The organism is Rhodococcus sp. NPDC077669 (assembly GCF_040686915.1).
In the GTDB taxonomy this organism is placed as follows: domain Bacteria; phylum Actinomycetota; class Actinomycetes; order Mycobacteriales; family Mycobacteriaceae; genus Rhodococcoides; species Rhodococcoides fascians.
The window spans coordinates 78,476-97,781 of record NZ_JBFBMD010000003.1; the positions used below are offsets into that span (position 1 = coordinate 78,476).

Annotated in this window: 15 protein-coding genes and 2 tRNA genes; 4 read left to right on the forward strand and 13 right to left on the reverse strand. The window is 63.5% G+C overall.

The features are described from left to right. Positions 1-172: 172 nt before the first annotated feature. The 13 genes from AB0P23_RS04805 to dnaA all read right to left on the reverse strand — a co-directional run bounded on the left by AB0P23_RS04805 (position 173) and on the right by dnaA (position 16,684). Entirely contained in the window at positions 173-1,123 is a 951-nt protein-coding gene (locus AB0P23_RS04805; protein WP_206498839.1) for an acyl-ACP desaturase, read from the reverse strand. 392 nt (positions 1,124-1,515) lie between these two features. Then, positions 1,516-1,588 (reverse strand) — tRNA-Ala (locus AB0P23_RS04810). Positions 1,589-1,778: 190 nt separating this feature from the next. Further along, positions 1,779-1,852: transfer RNA gene (locus tag AB0P23_RS04815), tRNA-Ile, on the reverse strand. Between the two features lie 109 nt (positions 1,853-1,961). Then, positions 1,962-3,353 (reverse strand): DUF3566 domain-containing protein, encoded by a 1,392-nt coding sequence (locus AB0P23_RS04820; RefSeq protein WP_283550836.1) that lies wholly within the window; start codon positions 3,351-3,353, stop codon positions 1,962-1,964. Next, complete coding sequence (gyrA, locus tag AB0P23_RS04825; RefSeq protein ID WP_027494992.1) at positions 3,354-5,897, reverse strand: DNA gyrase subunit A; 2,544 nt, start codon at positions 5,895-5,897, stop codon at positions 3,354-3,356. Positions 5,898-5,962: 65 nt separating this feature from the next. Continuing rightward, positions 5,963-8,005 carry a DNA topoisomerase (ATP-hydrolyzing) subunit B gene (gene gyrB, locus AB0P23_RS04830; protein ID WP_027494993.1) on the reverse strand — a complete coding sequence of 681 codons (2,043 nt, stop codon included), beginning with the start codon at positions 8,003-8,005 and terminating at the stop codon, positions 5,963-5,965. 255 nt (positions 8,006-8,260) lie between these two features. Next, on the reverse strand, positions 8,261-9,394 hold the full coding sequence (locus AB0P23_RS04835) for a PDR/VanB family oxidoreductase (RefSeq protein WP_283550837.1): 1,134 nt from the start codon (positions 9,392-9,394) through the stop codon (positions 8,261-8,263). After that, a complete protein-coding gene (locus AB0P23_RS04840; RefSeq protein WP_027494995.1) occupies positions 9,391-10,308 on the reverse strand; it encodes a metal-dependent hydrolase in 918 nt (305 codons plus the stop codon). The genes AB0P23_RS04835 and AB0P23_RS04840 overlap by 4 nt, the downstream gene beginning before the upstream one ends. A 167-nt stretch (positions 10,309-10,475) precedes the next feature. Further along, a complete protein-coding gene (locus AB0P23_RS04845; RefSeq protein WP_027494996.1) occupies positions 10,476-11,036 on the reverse strand; it encodes a DUF721 family protein in 561 nt (186 codons plus the stop codon). Then, on the reverse strand, positions 11,033-12,265 hold the full coding sequence (gene recF, locus AB0P23_RS04850) for a DNA replication/repair protein RecF (protein WP_032373402.1): 1,233 nt from the start codon (positions 12,263-12,265) through the stop codon (positions 11,033-11,035). Before recF ends, AB0P23_RS04845 begins: the two co-directional genes overlap by 4 nt. After that, positions 12,266-13,192 carry a phosphogluconate dehydrogenase (NAD(+)-dependent, decarboxylating) gene (gene gnd, locus AB0P23_RS04855; RefSeq protein ID WP_283550838.1) on the reverse strand — a complete coding sequence of 309 codons (927 nt, stop codon included), beginning with the start codon at positions 13,190-13,192 and terminating at the stop codon, positions 12,266-12,268. Positions 13,193-13,296: 104 nt separating this feature from the next. Continuing rightward, on the reverse strand, positions 13,297-14,481 hold the full coding sequence (gene dnaN / locus AB0P23_RS04860) for a DNA polymerase III subunit beta (RefSeq protein ID WP_027494999.1): 1,185 nt from the start codon (positions 14,479-14,481) through the stop codon (positions 13,297-13,299). Between the two features lie 670 nt (positions 14,482-15,151). Then, positions 15,152-16,684 carry a chromosomal replication initiator protein DnaA gene (gene dnaA, locus AB0P23_RS04865; RefSeq protein WP_027495001.1) on the reverse strand — a complete coding sequence of 511 codons (1,533 nt, stop codon included), beginning with the start codon at positions 16,682-16,684 and terminating at the stop codon, positions 15,152-15,154. A 622-nt stretch (positions 16,685-17,306) separates the two neighbouring features. Here dnaA and rpmH point away from each other — a divergent pair. From rpmH to yidC, 4 genes are read left to right on the forward strand one after another with little or no spacing between them, the layout of a single operon-like run. After that, positions 17,307-17,450, forward strand: coding sequence for a 50S ribosomal protein L34 (gene rpmH / locus AB0P23_RS04870; RefSeq protein WP_026347786.1), 144 nt, complete (start codon positions 17,307-17,309; stop codon positions 17,448-17,450). A gap of 30 nt (positions 17,451-17,480) precedes the next feature. Then, positions 17,481-17,861, forward strand: a complete 381-nt coding sequence (gene rnpA / locus AB0P23_RS04875) for a ribonuclease P protein component (RefSeq protein WP_363796930.1) — start codon at positions 17,481-17,483, stop codon at positions 17,859-17,861. Next, entirely contained in the window at positions 17,858-18,187 is a 330-nt protein-coding gene (yidD, locus tag AB0P23_RS04880; RefSeq protein ID WP_027495003.1) for a membrane protein insertion efficiency factor YidD, read from the forward strand. The genes rnpA and yidD overlap by 4 nt, the downstream gene beginning before the upstream one ends. Before the next feature lie 4 nt (positions 18,188-18,191). Continuing rightward, positions 18,192-19,283, forward strand: coding sequence for a membrane protein insertase YidC (yidC, locus tag AB0P23_RS04885; RefSeq protein WP_032373404.1), 1,092 nt, complete (start codon positions 18,192-18,194; stop codon positions 19,281-19,283). The last annotated feature ends 23 nt before the right edge of the window (positions 19,284-19,306 follow it).

A 19,306-nucleotide genomic window follows, 5' to 3' on the forward strand; every position in this document is an offset into this window, starting at 1 on the left:
GACGCCTCACCGAGGCACGCAACGAACCGGACACCACCGCTCACGCGATTCCCCCCAGGCACCATCGGCCCTCCCCACGCACTACGACCATCGCCTCATCGGGCCCACCCGTGACCGGACTCTAACACCTCCGAGCTTCGATCACGACCCGCAGCAGCGATTCCGTAGCAGGTCAGGACGCTTTCTCGGCCCGCGCTGCCTCCCGCGCCAACAGGCGATCGCGTGATTCCTCGAACTTCGTCGCCTTCGCCTCGAGATCCTGGACGAATGCGGCCAGAGGATCGCGATCGCGTTCGCCCTCTCCACTGAAGTCGTTGCGCTCGAAGATGTTCCATTTCCGCAGCACCGGCATCAGCACCTCGTCCAGATGCTGGCGGAGATCGTAGATCCCGTGCTTCGCCAGGATCATGGCGTTCTTGCGGAAGTTCGGCATGTTCAGTCCCGGCATCTGAAAGTCCGTCGCGACATCGGCGATGGCACGCACCATCTGGTCCGGGACCAGGTCGAGCGACGCCTCGCCGAGGTTGCGGTAGAAGATCATGTGCAAATTCTCGTCGGCGGCCACCCGGGCCAGCATTCGATCGGCGATCGGGTCACCACAGGCCAGCCCCGTGTTGCGGTGGGACACGCGTGTTGCGAGCTCCTGGAACGTCACGTACGCCACCGAATGCAAAAAATTGGAGCCGTCCATCGGGGCATCGACACCGACCGTCATGTGGTGCATCCGAGCCCGCTCCAGCTCGACCGGGTCGACGGCGCGTGTGACGACCAGATAGTCGCGCATCACGATCCCGTGACGGTTCTCCTCCGCGGTCCAACGGCCCACCCAGGTGCCCCAGGCTCCGTCCAACGAGAAGTTGTCGGCCAGACCGCGGTGGTACGACGGCAGATTGTCTTCGGTCAACAGATTGGTGATCATCGCTGTGCGAGCCAACACCGACAACGACGACTGCTCCAGCGACCAGTCCTCTCCGCCCATCGCTGCAAAATTGCGACCCAGATCCCACGGCACGTAATCATGCGGATGCCATTCTTTCGCCATGGACAGATGGCGATTCAGGTTGGCTTCCAACGTGCCGTCGAGTTCGGTCAACAGCTCTTCATGATCGAGAACACGCGTCATCTGTGGGGCTCCTCCGAGAAATATGAGACGCCCGAACCGAAGACCGATCCGAGACGCCGAGATCGAACGACGGCACACCCCCCTGCGGTGCGCCGTCGCGACCTGTCCCGTCGATCCGAGAACCGACGCTGCTGTACCCGAAGAACGCTAGGGACCGCGGACGTGATGCGAAACGAATCCAACAATGATCTGGATATCTGGGCACCGATCTCGACAGCGGTTGGTCCGAGTCACAACAGTGGTCGACGCATCCCTGCCACTCGGCCGGGACTCAATGTCACGTTCGGTGGACTTTTCGGGGGTCAATGTCACATCTAGTGGACTTGGGGTGAGCGACAGTCGAGTGCAGACCCGAAAAAGGACGTCCATCGGAATGGACGTCCTTTTGATTGTGGAGCCTAGGAGATTCGAACTCCTGACATCTGCCTTGCAAAGGCAGCGCTCTACCAACTGAGCTAAGGCCCCGGGTGTTGCTGTCGAACGTGCACGAACTTTACACGTTCTCTCCGAGCGATTGTCACCCGGTGGAGATGCTGTGCCAGACGCCTTCCGAGCTGCGCGTGGAGCGCACCTTCGATACTGTCAGCACTGCGATCACCACCGAAGCAACAAGAAGAAGGATTTTCACGTCCTGCCTCTTCTCGTTCGTTCGGTGTGGGCCTAGGAGGACTTGAACCTCCGACCTCTTCCTTATCAGGGAAGCGCTCTAACCGCCTGAGCTATAGGCCCTCGATACTGCTTCGGGCCGAAGAATTGCTCTCCTCGAACCGAGGGATGAGATTACCGTATCGGGCCGCTGTCTTCCAAAACGGCCCGATACGGCAGTCGTTCGTGCTGGTCAGTCGCGATCTGCCAGCGTCACTTCGACGCCGCCGACCAGGTCCGACGACAGGTTGTAGATGAAGGCACCGATCGTGGTGAGTGCGGTGAACAGTACGACATTGATCACACCGATCACTGCCGCGTAGCCGAACACCTGACCGGCGCTGACGAGCCCGCCGTCGCCGGATTCGTTGACGATCTCGGTGAAGGCACTGTTGAGTCGGTCCCACACACCCATGCCGTCGAGCACGGCGTACAGCAGGCCGACGGCCACCATCCACACGAAGAACAGCGACACAGCGATGACCAGTGCGATCTTGAGCGTCGACCAGGGGTCGATCTTGCGAATCTGGATCGTCGCCCGCAGAGGATCGCCGTCCGCGCTGGGTACCGCCGTGATGGCGGTGGGGGCTGCGCGATCGGCTGCCGTCGGCTCGGGATGCCGGGTGGCGGACAGATCCGGCATGTCCTTCGCCAGATCTTTGCGCTCGATGTGCCGGGTCGGCCCGTCGATCACGGCCGCTTTCGACCGCGCTGCCTCGCGTCGTTCGGTCTTGTCCTCACCCGATTCACGCTCGCCCGATTCACGCTCGCCCGATTCACGCTGGCCCGATTCACGCTGGCCCGGCGCTGCCGAGGCGGCTGCAGCTGCCACTGTCGAACGATCGAACTCACCTGTTGCCGGCAGTGCGGTGCCGCGCCCGGACAGGTTCGTCTGAGGTTGGTTCTGGGGCTGCTGACGGTCGTCGGGCCCCTGCTGTGCCGGACGCTGGCCGGGGCCGCGCTGCCAGGGCGGAGTGCCGGAACCGCCCTGCGGGCCGTCTCCGCGTTGAGTCGGTATCGCCTGGGTCGGTGCCGGAGCTTTCGACTCGGCTGACCCCTCGGCGGCCGGAGCAGCGTCATTGGCGGGACGCGGCGGCGATGCGGGACCGGACGGTCCCTGACCCTGCGGCGGCTGGCCGTTGGCGGGGCGACCGCCGTCGGCTTTTGCTGCACCCGGCTCACCGGGCCGACCGTTGGCCGCCTGTGGCGGGCGAGACTGAGCCGGTCCCTGCGGTGCCGGTCCCTGCTGAGGTGCTCGCGGCGGCGGTCCCTGGGGTGCCGGCTGACCCTGAGGACCCGGCTGACCCTGCGGTGCCGGTGGGCGCTGCGGCGGCGGTCCCTGCGTCGGACGAGGCGGGCCGGCCGGACCACCCTGTGTCGGGCGCGCCGGTGGCCGAGCACCCTGCTGCGGTGCCGGTCCTCGCCCGGCCGCGGGAGCCGGACGCGTCGCCGGCTGGGGGCGACTTCCCGGTCGGGCACCTTCGGGGGGTGCCGGACGCGATGGCTGCTCGGTCTGCGCAGCGTCCCTGCTGTCCGGTCCACCCGTGGGGCCGGGCCTGCTGCCAGGCCGGTTGGGAGTGCTCACTTACGACTCCTTCGGTGCATCGTCTTCGGGACCTGCTGCGTCCGGTTCGATCTCGTCGGCGTTGCGCGCTATCGCGAGCAGTGTGTCGCCTTCACCGAGATTCATCAACCGCACGCCCTTGGTCTGTCGGCCGGCTTTCCGAACCTGCTTGGCAGCGGTCCGGATGACCCCACCACTGGACGTGATGGCGTACAGCTCGTCCTCGTCGTCGACGATGAGAGCTCCCACCAGCGTGCCACGCTTGGGGTCGTACTGGATTGTCAGTACTCCCTTTCCGCCGCGGCCCTGCTGCGGGTAGTCCTCCATCGCGGTGCGCTTGGAATAACCGCCCGACGTCGCGACCAGCAGGAACTTGTTCTCGCTGACCACGTTGAGCGAGAGCAGCTCGTCTTCGCCGTTGAAGCGCATGCCCTGGACACCGGAGGTGGCGCGGCCCATGGGGCGCAGTACCTCGTCGGTGGCCGAGAATCGGATCGATTGGCCTTGAGCCGAGACGAGCAGCAGGTCGTCGTCGGACGACGCCAGAACTGCCCCGACCAACTCGTCCTCACCGCGGAGGTTGACGGCCACGATGCCGCCGCTGCGGTTGGAGTCGAAGTCGGTCAGACGCGACTTCTTGACCAGACCGCCCTTGGTGGCGAGCACCAGGTAGGGAGCATCTTCGTAGGTCTTGATCTGGATGACCTGCGCGATGCGTTCGTCGGGCTGGAACGCCAGCAGGTTCGCGACGTGCTGTCCGCGCGCCGTGCGGTTGGCCTCGGGCAGCTCGTACGCCTTGGCCCGGTAGACGCGTCCCTTGGTGGTGAAGAACAGGATCCAGTCGTGCGTCGAGCAGACGAAGAACTTGCTGACGATGTCGTCCTGCTTGAGGCCCGCTCCCTGCACGCCCTTGCCGCCGCGCTTCTGAGACCGGTACAGATCGGTTCTGGTGCGCTTGGCGTATCCGGTCTCGGTGATCGTGACAACCACGTTCTCCCGGGCGATCAGATCTTCGTCGTTGACGTCGCCGTCGGCAGCGATGATGCGCGTGCGACGGTCGTCGCCGAACTTCTCGACGATCTCGGCCAGCTCGTCTCGCACGATCTGACGCTGACGCTCCGGCTTGGCCAGAATGTCCTGCAGGTCGGCGATGGTGCGTTCGAGTTCGGCCAACTCGTCGATGATCTTCTGGCGCTCGAGGGCTGCGAGGCGCCGCAGCTGCATGTCGAGAATTGCCTGCGCCTGGATCTCGTCGATGTCGAGCAGATCGATCAAGCCCTGCTTGGCGAGATCGACCGTCTGCGACGCACGGATTAGGGCGATGACCTCGTCCAACGCGTCGAGCGCCTTCACGAGGCCGCGCAGGATGTGGGCCCGCTCCTCGGCTCTGCGCAGGCGGTACCGAGTACGACGAACGATCACGTCGAGTTGGTGAGTGACGTAGTACCGGATCATCTGATCGAGTCGCAGGGTGCGCGGCACGCCGTCGACGATCGAGAGCATGTTGGCACCGAAGCTGGTCTGCAGCTGCGAGTGCTTGTAGAGGTTGTTGAGCACGACCTTGGCGACGGCGTCGCGCTTGATCGTCACGACGATGCGCATACCGACGCGGTCCGAGGACTCGTCGTCGATCTTCGAGATACCGGACAACTTGCCGTCGCGAACCTGCTCGGCGATCGAGGTGATCAGGTTGTCGGGGTTGACCTGGAAGGGCAGTTCGGTGATGACGATCGTCGTGCGACCGTTGGAGTCCTCCTCGATCTCGACGACGCCGCGCATGCGGATCGAACCGCGGCCGGTCGAGTACGCATCCTGAATTCCCTGGCCGCCGACGATGAGTCCGTGGGTGGGGAAGTCGGGACCCTTGACGCGTTCCATGCAGGCCGCGAGAGTCGCTTCCTCGTCGGCCTCGAAGTTGTCGAGAGCCCAGAACACCGCGTCGCCGAGTTCACGCAGGTTGTGCGGCGGAATGTTGGTGGCCATACCGACGGCGATACCGTTGGAGCCGTTCATCAACAGGTTCGGCACACGCGACGGAAGTACCGTCGGCTCTTGGGTTTTGCCGTCGTAGTTGGGGATGAAGTCGACGGTTTCCTCGTCGATGTCGCGCAGCATCTCCATGGCGAGCGGGGTCAGACGCGCTTCGGTGTATCGCATGGCGGCGGCACCGTCGTTGCCGCGGGAGCCGAAGTTGCCCTGGCCGTCGACCAGTGGGTACCGCATCGACCACGGCTGAGCCAGACGCACGAGCGCGTCGTAGATCGAGGTGTCGCCGTGGGGATGGTAGTTACCCATCGTTTCGGCAACGGGCCGTGCGGATTTCACGTAACTACGGTCGGGACGGAAGCCCGAGTCGTACATCGCGTACAGCACACGTCGGTGCACCGGCTTGAGACCGTCGCGGACCTCGGGAAGCGCGCGGCCGACGATGACGCTCATCGCGTAATCGATGTAGCTGCGCTGCATTTCCTGCTGGATGTCGACCGGATCGATCCGGTCGCCGCCCTCGGCGTTGGTGGTCGAGCCCGGCGGGGGCCCGACCGGCGGTTCGGTGATGTCAGACATAGAAGATCTCCTCGAAAACGGTCGTCGGACGCACCGACACTGAGTGCGGTGCGTCCGAGAAACGACTAAACGTCAAGAAAGCGAACATCTTTCGCGTTACGCGCGATGAAGCTTCGGCGGGCGGACACGTCCTCGCCCATCAGGACGCTGAACAGTTCGTCCGCGGCCGCGGCATCGTCGAGAGTGACCAGACGAAGAACTCGCACTGCCGGGTCCATCGTGGTTTCCCACAGCTCCTTGGCGTTCATCTCGCCGAGGCCTTTGTAGCGCTGGACGCCGTCCTCGACGTTGATCTTGCGCTTGTTGGCGATACCGGCCTCGAGCAGACCGTCGCGCTCGCGGTCGGAGTACGCGAAATCCGGTTCGCCGCGGCTCCACTTGAGCTTGTACAGCGGCGGCATGGCCAGGTAGACGTGACCGTTCTCGATCAGCGGCCGCATGAACCGGAACAACAGGGTCATCAGCAGGGTGGAGATGTGCTGGCCGTCGACGTCGGCGTCGGCCATCAGCACGATCTTGTGATAGCGCAGTTTGGCGATGTCGAACTCGTCGTGAATGCCGGTGCCGAACGCGGTGATGATCGACTGGACCTCGTTGTTCTTGAGGACACGGTCGATGCGGGCCTTCTCGACGTTGATGATCTTTCCGCGCAGCGGCAGGATCGCCTGGAACATCGAGTCACGGCCGGATTTGGCCGAGCCGCCGGCGGAGTCGCCCTCCACGATGTAGATCTCCGACTTGCTCGGATCGTTCGAGCGGCAGTCTGCGAGCTTGCCGGGCAGGCCACCGATATCGGTTGCGCTCTTGCGCCGCACCAACTCTCGCGCCTTACGTGCGGCCATGCGGGCCTGCGCGGACGAGACCGCCTTGTTGATGATCGTCTTGGCATCGGCCGGGTTGGACTCGAACCAGTGCGAGAGGTGCTCGTTGCACGCCTTCTGCACGAACGAGCGAATCTCGGTGTTGCCGAGCTTGGTCTTGGTCTGGCCCTCGAACTGCGGCTCGCCGACCCGCACCGAGATGACGGCGGCGAGGCCTTCACGGATGTCGTCGCCGGTGAGCTTGACGTCCTTTTCCTTGACCAGTTTCTTCTCGATGGCGTACTTGTTCACCGTCGACGTCAGCGCGGTACGGAAACCCTCTTCGTGGGTACCGCCCTCGTGCGTGTTGATCGTGTTGGCGAAGGTGTGCACCGATTCGGAGTAACCAGCGTTCCACTGCATGGCGATCTCGACCTCGTGGCCCTCACCCTTGCCGGTGAAGCCGACGACCGAGTTGTGAATCGCGGTCTTGGTGCGGTTGATGTGCTTGACGAAGTCCACCAGACCGTCGGGGTAGTGGTACGTCCTCTTACGAACCTTGGCCGGCTTCGCGTTGGCCGCGTCGGCCTGCTCTTCCTCGGCGGTCTTGGGTGCCTCGGCGGTCTCGCCGAGTTCTTCCTCGGTCGCGTCGGTGGCCGCGACTCGCTCGTCGGTGAAGTTGATGGTCAGTCCCTTGTTGAGGAACGCCATCTCCTGCAGGCGACGGTGCACGGTCTCGAAGCTGTAATCGAGGGTCTCGAAGATCTTGCCGTCGGCCCAGAAACGCACCGTGGTGCCGGTCTCCGTGGTGTCGCCGACGGTCTCGAGTGGGCCGGGCTTGGCGTAATCGTACGTCTGCTTGTAGCGGTGACCGTCACGCGCGATCTGCAGTTCGACCTTGGTCGAGAGTGCGTTCACGACGGAGATACCGACGCCGTGCAGACCGCCGGAGACGGCGTAGGAGTCGGAGTCGAACTTGCCACCGGCGTGCAGCTGGGTCATGACGACCTCGACGGTGGGAACACCGGAGGAGTGCATGGCGACGGGGATGCCGCGGCCGTCGTCCTTGACCTCGACGCTGCCGTCTTCGTGGATGGTGACGTCGACGGTGGAGGCGTAGCCGGCCATGGCCTCGTCGACGGAGTTGTCGACGACCTCCCAGATCAGGTGGTGCAGGCCTCGTTCACCGGTGGAACCGATGTACATACCGGGCCTCTTACGGACTGCTTCCAGGCCCTCGAGGACCGTGATGGAAGAAGCGCCGTAATCCTTGCTGTTCTCACTGTTACCTGACTTCTGGGCAGCCACGGTTAGCTGGTTCTCCTTCTACGCGTCCACTACCCCGCTCACACCTGACGTAGGTGCTACCGCAGGGTCGGCACGGTCGTTTCCGCCGTGCTCGGTCCATGCGTTTGTTCCGGGCTTGATGTCGTACCGGTCCATAGTACTGGGTGGCTGCGACAGCATGGGGACGATGACACCCCTAAAAGGCCCCTGATTGCTTCACAGGCGCATTTTCTCGACATCGGACGACAAAGATGAAGGGTAAAACCGGCGATTCGGCTACAGATCGAGGACGATCCGTTCTCCGTCCGACCGCGAGACGCAGATCAACATCTCGTGCCGCTGCTCCTCGGTCGTCAACCGATTCTCTCGATGCTGCGGTGTTCCGCTGAGCACTCGCACCCGGCACGTGCCGCAGAAACCCTGCTGGCACGAGTACGCGACGTCCGGCCTGATGCGTCGAATGGCATGCAGCGCAGTCTCTTCCGCACCGACCGACAGAATTTCGCCGGAATCGACGAGCTGCACCTCGAATTCCGTCCCGTTCTTCACCGGCGGCGGTGAGAAGCGCTCGAAGTGCAGATGCGTGGCCGGGAGGGCGTCGAACGAGGCGCGAACGAGGTCGATCATCGGCGGCGGACCACATACGTAGACCGAACCGCCGGGGGCCGTCGAGCCCAACAGATCCATGCTCGACGGCATGCCGTCCACGTCGTCGGTGCGCACGGTGACCCGGGCGGGATCCCAGCCCTCGATCTCGTCGAGAAACGGCATCGACTCGCGGGAGCGGCCGCAGTAGACGAGGTGCCAGTCCATGCCCAGATCGCGGGCACGGCGCACCATCGAGATGATCGCGGTGATGCCGATTCCACCGGCGACGAATACTGCCTGTTCGGACGGTACGAACGGAAACCCGTTGCGCGGCCCCCTGATCGACACCGCAGTGCCGACCGTCAGCGCGTGCATCTCCGGAGATCCGCCGCCGCCGTCCGGCACGAGTCGTACTGCGATCGAGTACTTGTCGTCGCCGGGCAATCCGCACAGGGAGTACTGCCGTCGCCGACCGGACGGGAGGTAGAAATCCAAGTGCATTCCCGGTGCCCACGCCGGCAGAGCCGACCCGTCGGCGGCGGCGAAGGTCAGCTGGACGACCTGTTCGTCGATGCACAGAACGTCACGGGAGACCAGTGTCAGTTCTCGGGTACGCGCGACGGGAGGCGCCGCGAACGAGGCGTCGTACTCACCGTTGTCGAGGAGGGCGAACCACTTGTCCAGTGCATCGGTGACCAGCGAGACCGTCTGATCCGGCTCGTCACGCCCGTACAGATTCTGTGGAATCGTGCGGCCTACTCGGAACGAGTCGACCTTTCGAGCCATCGCGTCGAGCCTGCTCCGCAACGTGCGTTTGGTCATCGATCAGCGGACCGCGCCGCCGGCGAGGTGGCGAGATACTGCACGGCCTGGGCCGTCGAGCCTTCCTGAGACGGGTGATACGTGCTCTTGAAGTACCGCAGGGACGCCTTGACCATGGACATCGGCGTCGGAAACAGACCGGCCTTGGCGACCCGTCGGAATTCACGGAACGACGGCGTGCGCTCCTTCGGCGACAGATGCGCCAACGTCGGATCCTGGCTCATGAGGTAGCGCACGCCGCGCGTCCAGAACCAGACGAGAGTGGGTGCAATGACCACGTAGGTCCGGATACGCCGGGCCGGCCGAACGTCGAAGTAGCGCATCACCTCGTACGCCACCGAACGATGCTCCACTTCTTCGGCGCCGTGCCACCGCAACAGATCGAGCATGACCGGATCGACGTCGGCTTCGTCGAGCTCGCGCGCGTTGAGAACCCAGTCGCCGAGAAACGCGGTCAGATGCTCGGCAGCTGCGATCAAGGCAAGACGCTCCACCAGGCTGTTCTGACCGTGGCCCGAGCGGTTGCCGAGCGCGCGTCCGAACAGGAACTTCATCTGGTCGACGTACGGATCGACATCGATGCCGTGGGCCCGAAGCTGATCGTGGACCTCGGTGTGGGCCTGTGCATGCATGGCTTCCTGGCCGATGAAGCCGATCACGTCGTCGCGCAACTGATCGTCGTGGATGAGCGGCAACGCCTCTTTGAACGTACGCACGAACCACTCCTCGCCCTCGGGCAGAAGCAGGTGCATCACGTTGATCAGATGGGTGGCCAGGGGATTGCCGTCCATATAGTGCAGCGGCAGAGTTTCCCAATCGAATTCGACGTTCCGAGCGTGCAGAACCACTCTGTCTTCGGGGGTCCCATCGACGTCGACCGCCGTTGTCGACGCCTTCTTCGTAGGTGCAGACACAACTTCTCCTCGTCCGATGGCCGCATGGAACAGTATTCGGTCCCCCGACCGTTGCGTGTCCCGAATCACGCTACGCATACCAACTGTCTCACGGCAACACTGCCCCCAACATCTGTTGAGGATCACCTGGACCAGGGGCTACGTCTAACGCGCATTGGGAACAGTCACTATCCGTAGGTGTCCCGCGGACCGCGACCTTTGACGTGTCGCTCGCCTTTTCGCCAGCTCTGCGTCGTCGGCCCGGTGATCCGAAGCGACGTCACCACACCGTGGCCCACCGCCGCCGCGATCTTCGCCAGAATCTGCGACTGCATCAATCGGAGCTGCGTCGCCCACGCAGTCGACTCGGCGGAGATACTGAGCACTCCGTCCTTGAGGCCGGTGGGGTCGGCGTGTGCCGAGATGTCCTCACCGACGACGCTGGGCCACCGCCCCAGCACGGCACCCTCGGATACCTTGGCCGACCAACCGCGCTTGGACGCGATCGAATTCGCCAGTGCCCCGAACGCCTGCGGGTCTCGATCGTCGGGGCCAGCACCCGACCAACCCCGTCGTCGACGCCCCCGCAGTGCCCGGACACCCCCGGTCGGTGACGAACGACCTTGACCGACCGACTTGCCGCTCGCCTTGGCCGCAGCCCGGGCGTCTTCGAGCGCCCGACGCGCAAGGTCGACGCCCTTCAACTCCGGCTGCTCATCCGGTGCCGGTGAATTCGTGTCGTCGCTCATGACACCTCACTCTCCGACGTCGACAGCTCGGTGATGGTCGAAATCCGGCCTGCCGCACCGGAATCGGACCCCTGACGTGCCTCGACACCGTAGCGTCGTGCATCGAGTTCGGGTGGCACGTCCTCGGGAACCGCGGCGGTGATCAGTACCTGTTCCGCGTCGGCCGCGACCGCCGCCAGGGCCGTGCGCCGCTTGCGGTCGAGCTCGGCGAACACGTCGTCGAGCATCAGGACGGGGTCGGTCCCGTCCTCGCGCAGCAACGAAAAGGAGCCGAGCCGAAGAGAGAGTGCATACGACCAGGATTCACCGTGGCTGGCAAAGCCTTTGGTGGGTCGGTCGCCGAGCATCAGTTCCAGATCGTCTCGATGGGGCCCGACCAGACACACCCCACGTTCGATCTCTCGCTGCCTCATCACCGAAAGTTGGTGCAGGAAAGCAGCTTCCAGCACGTCGACGTCGTCGGACTCCGGTGCTCGGCCGGCATCGGAGAATTCCGGCGGCAGTGCCTCGGCGAGGCTGCAGCGATAGGACAACGTGGCGAGCCGCGATTCCGGCGCGATCGACTCGTAGGCCTGCTGCACGAAGGGCATCAGCTCGTACACCAAAGATATTCTGGCCGAAAGCAATCGGGCACCGTGGGCGGCAAGATGGCCGTCCCAGACATCGAGCGTGGCCAGAGCGCTCGAACCGTCGCTGGACGACGAGCCTCGACGCAACGCCCCGCTGGCGGTCTTGAGCAGTGCCGACCGCTGACGCAGCACCTTGTCGTAATCTGCGCGCACAGCGGCCATTCGAGGAATTCTGGTGGTGAGCAGCTCGTCCAGATACCGACGGCGCTCACTCGGGTCGCCGCGCACCAGAGACAGGTCCTCGGGTGCGAACAACACACTCTGGAGTACACCCAGAATTTCTCGTGGCCGACGCAGCGGAGACCTGTTCATCCTCGCCTTGTTCGCCTTGCCCTCGAGCAGTTCGACGTCGATGATCAACTCGCGTCCGTGGTTGACCACGGCGCTGCCGACGAACGCGGTGGACGCGCCTGCCCTGATCATGGGCGCATCGGTCGAGACCCGGTGCGAGGACAGCGTCGACAGATAACCGAGTGATTCCAGCAGGTTGGTCTTACCGTGTCCGTTGGGCCCGACGAACACGGTCGATCCCGGACCCAGGTCGACGATGACGTCGTCCCAAGACCGGAAATCGTGAAGTTGCAAAGACCGGACGAACACTTACTCGGTGTTCTTCGGCGCGGGTGCGCGCAGTGTCTCGTCCGCATCCGCCTTCTTGACGGCGTGCCCGCCGAACTGGTTCCGCAACGCCGACACTGCCTTCATTGCAGGCGAATCTTCTTGTCGCGAAGCGAATCTCGCGAACAGAGCTGCGGAGATGACCGGGGCGGGTACGGCATGCCGAATGGCCTCCTCGACGGTCCAGCGACCCTCGCCGGAGTCCTCGGTGTACCCCGAGATCTCACTGAACTCCGGATCCTGACCGAGTGCCTCGACCAACAGATCGAGCAGCCACGACCGCACGACGGTGCCCTTGCTCCAGGCCCGCAGTACGCCCTGCACGTCCTGCACCAATTCTTCGGCCTCGAGGATTTCGTAGCCCTCGGCGTACGCCTGCATCAGTCCGTATTCGATGCCGTTGTGCACCATCTTCGAGTAATGCCCGGCACCGACAGGGCCGGCGTGGACGAAACCGTCCGCGCGCTCCCCTTCCGGACGCAGGGCATCGAAGATCGGCATAGCGCGTGCAACGTGCTCGTCGTCGCCGCCGACCATCAGGCCGTAGCCGTTCTTCAATCCCCAGACACCGCCCGAAACTCCGGCATCGATGTAACCGATTCCCTTGGCGTCCAACAGTTCTGCGTTGGGCTTGTCATCGGTGAAACGCGAGTTTCCACCGTCGATCACCAGGTCGCCCGGTTCGAGAACATCCCCGAGCCCGGTGATGGTGTCCCGGGTGATCTGGCCGGAGGGCACCATCACCCACACCACTCGGGGAGCGGTGAGGGATTCCGCGAGACCGTCGAGTGACGGGGTGTCCGTCACCTCGGGCCTCGGGTCGTAACCGATGACCTCGTGGCCGTGCTCGCGCAGCCGCTCGCGCATGTTGAAGCCCATTTTTCCGAGACCGACCAAGCCCAGCTGCATGAGGAAGCGTCCTTGTCTGTGTCAGGTGTAATTCCGGTCGAGCGGGTGTGGAGCCGGCGGAACGACTCGTCCGATCCCGCAACCTCAACAGTAACCAGGCAGGATCAGCCCGGCAGCCTGACCGGCATCAACAGATAGGTGTATTGGGACTGAGGCGCCGCGAACTTGCCGGAATCGTCGGGCACCAGCTCCTCGTCCGACGTCGGACGCAGCACTGCAGGCCGACTCGGGGTGGTGAAACCGAACGTGACCTTCTCGCTGTGCAAGGAGGACAGGCCGTCGATGAGGTACCCCGGGTTGAACGCGATGGTGAGCGCCTCGCCCTGGAAGTCGGCCGGCAGAGCTTCCTCGGCGCGGCCGGCATCGTCGCCGCCTGCCGAGAGCAGCACACCTTCGGCGTTGAATTCCAGACGCACCTGCGCACCCCGTTCGGCGACGAGTGCCACGCGCTTGATGGCCTCGACCAACGGCGCGATCTCGAGTGTTGCGACGGCGGTGTGCTCTGCCGGCAGCAACTGACGGAACTTCGGGAATTCCGCATCGAGCAGACGAGTGGTCGTGCGGCGCCCGTCGCTGACGATTCCGAGCAAACCGTCGCTCCCGATGGAGGAACCCGAACCGAGAGCGAGCTCGACGGGCGAACCCGCGTTGCCGCCGAGAGTCTTGGCCGACTCGGACAGGGTCTTCGCCGGAATCAGCACTGCGGTGGTGGTGTCGGCGCCGGCGGGAGTCCAGTCCACCTCGCGAACCGCCAACCGGAATCGGTCGGTCGCAGCCAGCACGACGTTGGTGCCGTCGATCTCGACACGAATACCGGTCAGCATGGGAAGCGTGTCGTCCTTGCCCGCCGCAATGGCGACCTGGGCAATTGCCTCGGAGAACACATCACCGGCCAGCGAACCGGTGTTGCTGGGCAACTCGGGTAGCTGAGGATAGTCCTCGACCGGCATCGTCGGCAGCGAGAATTTTGCGCTTCCGCAGTTGACGAGAACGCGAGTCCCGTCGACGGTGACGTCGACGGGCTTGTTCGGCAACGACTTGGTGATATCGGCAAGTAGCTTGCCCGACACCAGAACTCGTCCTGCGGTGGCCACCTCGGCCGACACCTTCACCTGGGCGGAGACCTCGTAATCGAAGCCCGAGACCGTCAGACCCTGTTCGTCGGCGGCGAGCAGAACGCCACCGAGAACGGGAACGGGCGGCCGAGACGGCAGGCTGCGGGCCACCCACGCCACGGAATCGGAAAAATCTTCACGAGCAACGCGAAACTTCAAACTTCCAAGCTCCATCGCTCGGCATTTCCTCTCGTTCGGGGCATTCGTGTGCACAGTCGAGCGGTGCGACCACGATCGTCGCGGCTCCAACCGATGCAACGACGAGTCTGGCACATCCAGCGCAAGCACACCGTATGCCCTTCGAGACGAAGTTGAAAGCTCGGGCGAGGCCGCGAAGGGCACCGATGCGGTCGTCGGAAGGGGGCTGTGAACGGATCGTTCCCCAACACCTGTTTTCAAAGAAGTTCTTTCAAGGAGAAAACAGAAGTATTAATAGGTCCTGTGCAATCTGTGCATGGAGCCCTCGCGATGCTGGTGGCTCGGCGTGGTGTCGTGGGGATGAACTCGGGACCAATCTGCGGTTGACGGACGGCTGCCTGTGGACCAATCGCATCGGTGCACAGGCGCCCACATTCCATCCCCAGAAGTCGACGGTTGTCCACATGGTTATCCACAGGTGTGAATCAATGGTCGTCGGCTCCGAAATGTCATCCGATTCGGCCCAGAATCGGCGCGGAATCGACCCAGATTCGATCCGGAATCGATCCGGAATCGACTGGAGATCGTGTTCGATCGACGCCCGAGTCGAACCGAGGCGGCACCGATCACCGACGAAAACGGCGACGGCGCCGACCCCCGCGATGGGAATCGGCGCCGTCGCCGTCGTTGCCGAAGGACTGTGGAGCTATCGCTTCGAGCGCTGCTTGATGCGCGCCGTCAACTCCTGGACCTGGTCGTAGACCTTGCGACGCTCGGTCATTTCCTTGCGAATCTTCTTGTCCGCGTACATCACCGTCGTGTGATCTCGGCCGAACGTCTGACCGATCTTCGGTAGCGACAGGTCGGTGAGCTCTCTGCAGAGATACATCGCGATCTGCCGGGCCATGGCCAACGCTCGGGCCTTACCCGGTCCGCACAGGTCCTCGATGGAGGTGTCGAAGTACTCCGCGGTGACGGCCATGATCGTGGCCGCGTTGATCTCCAAGCTGGACGAATCGGGAATCAGGTCACGTAGGACGACCTCGGCGAGGGTGAGGTCGAGGGCCTGTCCGTTCAACGAGGCGAATGCCGTCACGCGAATGAGGGCGCCTTCGAGCTCGCGGATGTTGCGCTCGATGCGGCTGGCGATCAGCTCCAGGACGTCGTGCGGCACGTCGAGTCGATCCATCCGAGCCTTCTTGCTCAGAATGGCGATCCGCGTCTCGAGCTCCGGTGGCTGGACGTCGGTGATCAGGCCCCACTCGAAGCGGGTACGCAGCCGCTCCTCGAGGGTCGCCAACTGTTTGGGTGGTCGGTCGGACGAGACGACGATCTGCTTGTTGGCGTTGTGCAGCGTGTTGAAGGTGTGGAAGAACTCTTCCTGGATACCTTCCTTGCCCTCGATGAACTGAATGTCGTCGACCAGCAGTACGTCGGTCTCCCGGTAGCGGCGCTTGAACGCCACCTTGCGGTCGTCACGGAGACTGTTGATGAAGTCGTTGGTGAATTCCTCGGTGGAGACGTACTTCACGCGCATGCCCGGGAACAGGCGCTGCGCGTAGTGCCCGGCCGCGTGCAGCAGGTGCGTCTTGCCCAGGCCCGATGCCCCCCACACGAACAACGGGTTGTACGCCCGGGCGGGTGCTTCGGCGATGGCGACCGCGGCGGCGTGCGCGAACCGGTTGGAGGCGCCGATCACGAACGTGTCGAAGGTGTACTTCGAGTTGAGGCTGTTGGCACCCGACGACGGTGGCGTCGACTCCGGTGGTTTGGTGAAGTACGTCGGCCACGAGTTCTGGACGCTGGCGAGGGCTTCCCGCTCGTCGTCCACTTCCTCGTAATCGGCGGTCTCGGAGTCCGACGGCTCGTCGTCTCTGCTGGTCAGGACGCGGCGCCGGTACGTAGGGGAACTGACGGCATCGGGATACGTCGAGCGCTCGGTTTCGAGCTTCTCGTCCTCGGGAGCGGAGATACGAACGCCGAGACCTTCGACACCCTGTCCCAGATGACGCCCCAGGGCTCCCAGGATGGGTTCGCGCAGGTCGCGTTCGATCGCTTCCTGAGCGAAGGTCGACGGGACGGCGAGCAGAGCGAAGCCCTGAGTCAACGTGAGCGGTTTGACCAGCGCGAGCCAGGCCTTCTGGCCCTTGGTCAGCGGCGACCCACTGTGTCGGTCGGACGTCAGCTCCGCGACTACCTCGGGCCAGATGCGCGCAAGCGCATCCGGATCGTCGTTCACGTCGATCCCTCCGTCGTCGAGCTTGTAGGTCTCGCCGGACTCCGACAACCGATTCGGTGCGGCGTTTCGAACCCGCGCAACCGCGTCGTCGGATAGCGTCGTCGATCGTGCGCCTCCGCGGCCGAGACAAGGGTCCTTCGGTGGACCCCGCAAGGTACGAATATGCCACCTGAACTGTGTTTCCACACAATTATCCACAGGTGTGGATAAACGACACCGATGTGAGCCCAACCGTCACCGAGTGGCGTGGTAGTACGTATACGACAGTCTGACCTGCGGCGATAGCCGTTGTCAGTCGTTCGATCGCAGCAACGACCAGTTGCGCGGTGCCGCGGAGCGACAGATATTGTCGACTCTTCGGCCCGTCCGAGGTCTCGTCGTCCGTGGCCTGTGTATGAATCGACGGATCGGTCGATGTCGAGCGAGTTTGACCACCGGTGACTCGATCAGTACTCTCGAACAGTCACCCAATAGCGAGGTGGCCGATGCTTGCTGGCTGCTCACAGTCTGTCTTCACTCGGATTTCTCGCTCGGGAGGCTAGCGAGTTCATCCGAACTCGCTGAGAACCTTCACAGCAGGCGCCGACAGATCGGCGTCTTCGAATCTCGAGGAGTGTTGACCGTGGCCAAGGGCAAGCGGACGTTCCAGCCGAACAATCGCCGCCGCGCGCGCGTTCATGGCTTCCGTCTTCGTATGCGTACCCGTGCGGGTCGTGCAATCGTTTCCGCACGTCGCGGCAAGGGCCGCAAAGAACTCACAGCCTGATAACCGTTCGTCCGAAGCTTGGAGCTCGGGATGCTTCCTGAGCCGAATCGGCTGCATCGCGCACGTGACTTCACCGTGGTGATGCGTCGAGGACGCCGAATGGGTAGATCGGACCTGGTCGTACACGCAGTTGCGCGTCACGAGCAGGACATCGCATCCACCGTTCATGGGCCACGTTTCGGATTGATCGTCAGCAAGGCAGTCGGGCCGGCCGTAACTCGTCATCGAGTTGCGCGCCGGCTTCGGCATATCTGTGCCGAGGTTATCGACGGGCTCGCGGTGAACATCGACGTGGTCATTCGAGCACTTCCAGGTGCTGCGCACGCATCCTCGGCAGATCTACACGTTCAACTGCGTTCAGGTTTGAAGAAGCTCGGTCTACTCGAAGCTCCGAAGGGTCCGCCGTCATGACATTCATGGGCAACCTTCGTTCCATTCCTGCTCGAACTCTCGTCTACTGCATCGTGTTGTACCGGACCTATGTGTCCCCGATGCGGCCCCCTACCTGTCGCTTCTCCCCCACCTGCAGTGAATACGCCATCGAGGCGCTCCAGGTGCACGGGATGCCGAAGGGCTCGCTCCTGGCAGTCGTCCGCCTCCTCAAATGTGCTCCCTGGCACTCTGGAGGCTGGGACCCGGTGCCCGAACCCGGTAGGTGGCGCGCAACCGTCACCGAGCTGACCGAAACCGAAGAACACCACGATCTCCTGCGAGTGGAAGAACAGAGGAGTACATAGAGCCGTGCTCGACTTCATTTACTACCCGGTTGCCTGGATTCTCTGGGTGTGGCACAAGGTGTTCGGCTTTGTGTTCCAGGATCCCAGCAATGGCTTCGCCTGGGCATTGTCCGTCGTCTTCCTCGTCTTCACCCTCCGGCTGATCCTGTACAAGCCCTTCGTCAAGCAGGTCCGCACGACGCGGCAGATGCAGGAGCTGCAGCCGCAGATCAAGGCGCTGCAGAAGAAGTACGGCAAAGACAAGCAAAAAATGGCCGTCGAGATGCAGAAGCTGCAGAAGGAACACGGCTTCAACCCACTGATGGGCTGCCTCCCCGTGCTGGCACAGGCACCCGTCTTCATCGGCCTGTTCCACGTGCTTCGCTCGTTCAACCGCACCGGCACCGGTTTCGGTCAGCTCGGGCTGACGCCCGAAGAGAATCGTGAGCTGTCGAACTACGCGTTCAACGTGTCCGATGTGCAGTCGTTCCTCGATGCTCGTCTGTTCGGTGCACCGATCTCGGCGTGGATCACGATGCCGCAGGATCAGCTCAACGCCTTCGCTGTGGGTCCGGGAGCAACAATTCCGTCCACATGGGTCATCGCGGCCGTATCGATCCCACTGATGATCATCGCGGCGATCATGACGCACCTGAACTCACGTGCGTCGGTCGCACGTCAGAGCGCTGCCGCAGCAGCAAACCCGCAGTCCGCGATCATGAACAAGCTTGCGCTGTACGTGTTCCCGCTCGGTGTCCTCGTCTTCGGCGCATTGCTTCCGATCGCCATCCTGCTGTACTGGGTCAGCAACAACACCTGGACCTATGCGCAGCAGCACCTGGTGTTCGGCAAGATCGACAAGGAAGAGGCCGCCAAGGTAGCGGCCGCCGTCGAGAAGCGCTCGGAGAATGCGCCCAAGCCAGGAGTGAAGCCGGTCTCGACCACCAAGCCCAAGCCCGGTGCTCGGCCGAAGCTCTCGAAGATGGCACCGACGGATGACGAATCCACTACCGATACTGCAAGTACCGGGACGGAATCTTCATCAGGGTCTACCACGCCGAACAAACCGCGACCGCAGGCGAACAGGAACAAGTCGACCAAGCGCAAGCGGCGCTGACCGACACGTCGAGAGAAGGACGA

What these genes read in the sequence shown, in the direction of transcription:
- AB0P23_RS04805 (WP_206498839.1), bottom strand. Translation starts at nt 1,123, where the DNA reads ATGACGCGTGTTCTCGATCATGAAGAGCTGTTGACCGAACTCGACGGC.
- gyrA (WP_027494992.1), bottom strand. Translation starts at nt 5,897, where the DNA reads ATGTCTGACATCACCGAACCGCCGGTCGGGCCCCCGCCGGGCTCGACC.
- AB0P23_RS04835 (WP_283550837.1), bottom strand. Translation starts at nt 9,394, where the DNA reads ATGACCAAACGCACGTTGCGGAGCAGGCTCGACGCGATGGCTCGAAAG.
- AB0P23_RS04845 (WP_027494996.1), bottom strand. Translation starts at nt 11,036, where the DNA reads ATGAGCGACGACACGAATTCACCGGCACCGGATGAGCAGCCGGAGTTG.
- gnd (WP_283550838.1), bottom strand. Translation starts at nt 13,192, where the DNA reads ATGCAGCTGGGCTTGGTCGGTCTCGGAAAAATGGGCTTCAACATGCGC.
- dnaN (WP_027494999.1), bottom strand. Translation starts at nt 14,481, where the DNA reads ATGGAGCTTGGAAGTTTGAAGTTTCGCGTTGCTCGTGAAGATTTTTCC.
- rnpA (WP_363796930.1), top strand. Translation starts at nt 17,481, where the DNA reads ATGCTTCCTGAGCCGAATCGGCTGCATCGCGCACGTGACTTCACCGTG.
- yidD (WP_027495003.1), top strand. Translation starts at nt 17,858, where the DNA reads ATGACATTCATGGGCAACCTTCGTTCCATTCCTGCTCGAACTCTCGTC.